The organism is Aquipuribacter hungaricus, assembly GCF_037860755.1.
GTDB lineage: Bacteria > Actinomycetota > Actinomycetes > Actinomycetales > JBBAYJ01 > Aquipuribacter > Aquipuribacter hungaricus.
The window spans coordinates 1-3,647 of the sequence record NZ_JBBEOI010000303.1 but is presented as its reverse complement, the minus strand read 5'-3'; the positions used below and the strand labels follow the sequence as shown (position 1 = coordinate 3,647).

The 3,647-nt window shown below is 78.4% G+C and carries 4 protein-coding genes and 1 tRNA gene; all 5 read right to left on the bottom strand.

Going from position 1 to position 3,647, the window contains the following annotated elements:
* Nucleotides 1-597 (bottom strand): MFS transporter (locus WCS02_RS18625; RefSeq protein WP_340295784.1); only part of this gene is annotated, 597 nt, incomplete at its 3' end.
* An 84-nt stretch (nucleotides 598-681) separates the two neighbouring features.
* A tRNA-Ala gene (locus tag WCS02_RS18620) sits at nucleotides 682-754 on the bottom strand.
* 54 nt (nucleotides 755-808) lie between these two features.
* On the bottom strand, nucleotides 809-1,480 hold the full coding sequence (locus WCS02_RS18615) for a histidine phosphatase family protein (RefSeq protein WP_340295783.1): 672 nt from the start codon (nucleotides 1,478-1,480) through the stop codon (nucleotides 809-811).
* The gene (gene rsfS / locus WCS02_RS18610; RefSeq protein ID WP_340295782.1) at nucleotides 1,477-1,908 is read right to left on the bottom strand and encodes a ribosome silencing factor; all 432 of its coding nucleotides are present in this window, start codon (nucleotides 1,906-1,908) and stop codon (nucleotides 1,477-1,479) included. The genes WCS02_RS18615 and rsfS overlap by 4 nt, the downstream gene beginning before the upstream one ends.
* Complete coding sequence (locus tag WCS02_RS18605) at nucleotides 1,905-3,206, bottom strand: LytR C-terminal domain-containing protein (RefSeq protein ID WP_340295781.1); 1,302 nt, start codon at nucleotides 3,204-3,206, stop codon at nucleotides 1,905-1,907. Before WCS02_RS18605 ends, rsfS begins: the two co-directional genes overlap by 4 nt.
* Nucleotides 3,207-3,647 lie beyond the last annotated feature (441 nt).

Below are 3,647 nucleotides of genomic sequence, written 5' to 3'. Positions count from 1 at the left end.
GGCGGCGCGCGCCAGCGACGGCGGCCCGGGCAGCAGCAGCGCCAGCGCGCCGGCGGCGGCCGACATCGCCGCGGCGAGCCAGAACACCGCCTCCAGCCCGGACGTGGCGATGACCAGGGACCCGACCAGCGGCCCGACGAACAGCCCGACCCGGTGGGTGCCGCCCAGCGTGGACAGCGCCCGCGCCCGGGACCCGGCGGGCACCACGTCGATCATGTAGCCCTGGCGGGCGAGCATGAAGACGGTCCACGTCGCCCCGCTGACGAGCACGGCCCCGGCCAGCGCCCATACCGAGCCCACGACGGAGGCCGCGAGCATCGCCAGGGCGTCGACGGCGCCGGCCAGCGCGAGGGAACGCCGCTCGCCGATGCGGGCGACCAGCGCACCGGCCGGCAGCGACGTGAGCAGCTGGCCGACCCCGAGCAGCGCGACGACGAGGGCCGCGGTGGGGACGTCGGCGCCCAGGTCGCGGGCCCGCAGGGCGAGCACCGGCAGCACAGCGCCGTGGCCGAGGGCGCTGACGATGGTGGGGCCGTAGCCGCTCAGGGCGACCGAGCGGAGCCGGAACGGCGGGGCTCCCGTGGCCGGTGCGCTCACCCCGGCCGCCGGGCGGGGAGCGGCGGACGCCCCCCGGGGACGACGACGGCGGCCCACCGTGGGTGGGCCGCCGTCGGTCCGGGGTGGAGCTGAGGGGATTCGAACCCCTGACCCCCTCCATGCCATGGAGGTGCGCTACCAGCTGCGCCACAGCCCCGCGTCGGAGAGTATAGGGGATCGACGCCCGAGCGACGAAACCGCTGGTCAGGGCTCATGCCAGGGCCGCCGAGGGGTCCGCGCGGCGGTCGAGCAGCTCCCCCAGCGCCGACGGCGGCACGTTCCAGCCGAGCAGCCGCCACCCGGTCGCCAGCGGCGACAGCACCGCGGTGCCGGTGTTGCCCAGGGGCACGAGCACACGACGCAGGTCCGGCTGCCCGAGGAGCAGGGCGACGCCGGCGCGGGTGCTGGCGCCGTGGCCCACGACGACGAGGACGTCCCCGTCTGCCAGGGGGGCGGCGTGCTCGAGCACGGCGTCACGGACCCGGGCGCCGCAGCGGCCGGGGCTCTCCCCGCCGCCCAGGACGACGTCGTCGCCGGCCCGCCAGGCGCGGAACGCCTCCGGGTCCAGCGCGGCGATCTGCTCGTGGAGCAGGCCCTGCCAGCGCCCTGCCGCGATCTCGCGCAGCCGGGGGTCGGGGACGGCGGCCACCCCGGTGGCGGCGGTGACCGCGGCGGCGGTGTCGCGCGCCCGGCCGAGGTCGCTGGTGCGCAGGAGCAGCCGCCGGCCCGCGGTCGCCCCCGCCAGCGCCTGCCCCGCCGCGGTGGCCTGGCCCCGGCCGGTCGCGCTGAGGTCGGTGTCCAGCTGGCCCTGGAACCGCCCCTCGGCGTTCCAGCCGGTCTCGCCGTGCCGCAGCAGGACGACCAGCGGCGGCCGGGCGGTCACGCGAGGGCGTCGAGGTCCGTCGGACGGTCCGCCTCGTCGCGGCCCTCGTCCTCGGGACGGCGGCCGCGGGCGTGCTCGGGCAGCTGGATCACCGGGCAGTCCTTCCACAGCCGCTCGAGGGAGTAGTACTGGCGCTCGTCGCTGTGCTGGACGTGGACGACGACGTCGGCGTAGTCGAGCAGGACCCAGCGGCCGTCCTTCTCGCCCTCGCGGCGGACCGGCTTGGCGCCGAGCTCGCGGAGCCGGTCCTCGATGCCGTCGACGATGGCGCGGACCTGGCGGTCGTTGGGGGCCGAGGCCACGACGAAGACGTCGGTGATAACGAGCTGGCCGCTCACGTCGAGGGCGACGACGTCGGTGGCGAGCTTGTCGGCGGCGGCCTCGGCCGCGGCGGTGGCGATCTCGAGGGCGTGGGGGCTGGCGGTCATGGGGCTGCTCCAGTGGTGGGGGTGCCGGCGGTGGTGCCGGTCGTGCCGGTCGTGCTGCTGGGGGTCGAGCGCGCGAAGTCGTCGCCGAGGACGACGACGACGTCGGTGTCGACGAGGGTCTCCTGGCCGACCTGCAGAGCGTCTGCGGGCAGGCCGAGGGCGTCCGCGACGGCCTCGCCGGCGGCGCGGTCGTCGGCGTCCTGGGAGTCGACGAGCACGAGGCTCGTGGGCTGCTGGCCGAACGGCTCGACGTTGCCTCCGCCGACGTAGCGCAGCCCGTCGGCGACGAGGAGGTCGCGGGCGGCGGCGCCGAGGCCGGCCCGGCCGACGGCGTTGCGGAGGACCACGCGGACCTCGCCGACCTCCGACACGGGCAGCGCCGCGCCGGCGAAGCGGCCGTCGAGCTCGTCCTGGGCGACGTCGGTGTCCAGCGCGCGGCGGGTGGCGTCGCCGACGGCGAGCTCCGTGGTGGGCAGGACGAGCTGCTCGGCGTCGCCGTCGTCGGCGCGTGCGGCGGCCTCGGCGAGCAGGCCCGGGAGCCCGTCCGCGCGCGGCTCTGCGTCGTTACCCGTGCCGGCGCCGGTCTCCCCCGTCGTCGCGTCGTCGCGGGAGCCAGCGGCCGCACCGTCGCCGGTGAGGCCGGCCTCGTCCAGGACGGGCGCGGCCGCGTCCGGGTCCGAGGGAAGGGCGACGAGCAGCGCCTGCACGACGGACCCGAGCCGGGCCAGCCGCGCCTCCCCCGGCTCGCCGTCGACGGCGAGCCCGGCGTAGGCCACGGCCTGGGCGCCGGTGAGGCGCTGGTCCTCCCCCACCGGGACGACGACGTCCTCGGTGACGACCTGGGCGGTGACGTCGACCACCACCCCGCCGGCGCCGTCGACGAGGGTCGCGAGCTGGGCGGGGCGGAGCAGGAGGGCGGAGTCGACGCGCACGCCGAGGGTGTCCTCCACGCCGCGGCGGACGGCGGCCGCCCCGAGGACCGCGGCCTCGGCGACGGACAGCTCGCCCGCGTCGGCGACCGTGAGCAGGAGGTCCTCCGGGACGAGCAGCGTCGACACGGCGGCGTCGTCGACCGCCATGAGAGCGGCACCGACGAGGCCGCCGCCGCCCGCCTCGGTGAGCGCCAGGGCGAGGGTCTGCTGCGCGGCGACGCCGTCCGCGGGGGCGGCGGCCGCCTGCTCGTCCTCGCCCCGGCCGAGCACCGCGACCAGCGCCACGACGAGGAGCACGACGACGAGGACGACCGCGAGCAGCAGCAGGCCCCGGGGCCGGGCGAGGCGCTCCAGGACGCCGCCCACCGGGCCACGGCCCTGCGCCTCGGCGAGCAGCGCACGGGGGGCGCGGGACGCGGGGGCCGGACGCGGTGAAGGAAAGCCCGCGGCCTTGCCGACGACTTCAGGGGTGGCGGCGTCGGCGGGGCCGTCCGTGGCAGCGGCTCCCGCAGAGGTGCCGGTCGCAGGTCCGGGGGCCGCGCCAGCCGCCGGCGCAGCCGTCGCACCGGCCTCCACCGGGTCGCTGCCCGACGCTCCGGTGCCGGTGGAGGCGCCACGCACTGCGGCGTCCGCGGCACCACGGTCGGACGGATCAGCAGCGGCAGCACCACCAGCGGCGGGACCGGCAGCAGCCGCACCGTCAGCAGTAGCCGCACCGTCGGCGCTCGCGCCAGCACCACCCGGCGCGGCAGCACCGACCGGCGTCGCTCCCCCGCCGTCGGGCCGGACGTCCCCGCGGCGGGCGCG

Coding starts and splice junctions, on each gene's coding strand:
- rsfS (WP_340295782.1), bottom strand. CDS start 1,908: ATGACCGCCAGCCCCCACGCCCTCGAGATCGCCACCGCCGCGGCCGAG.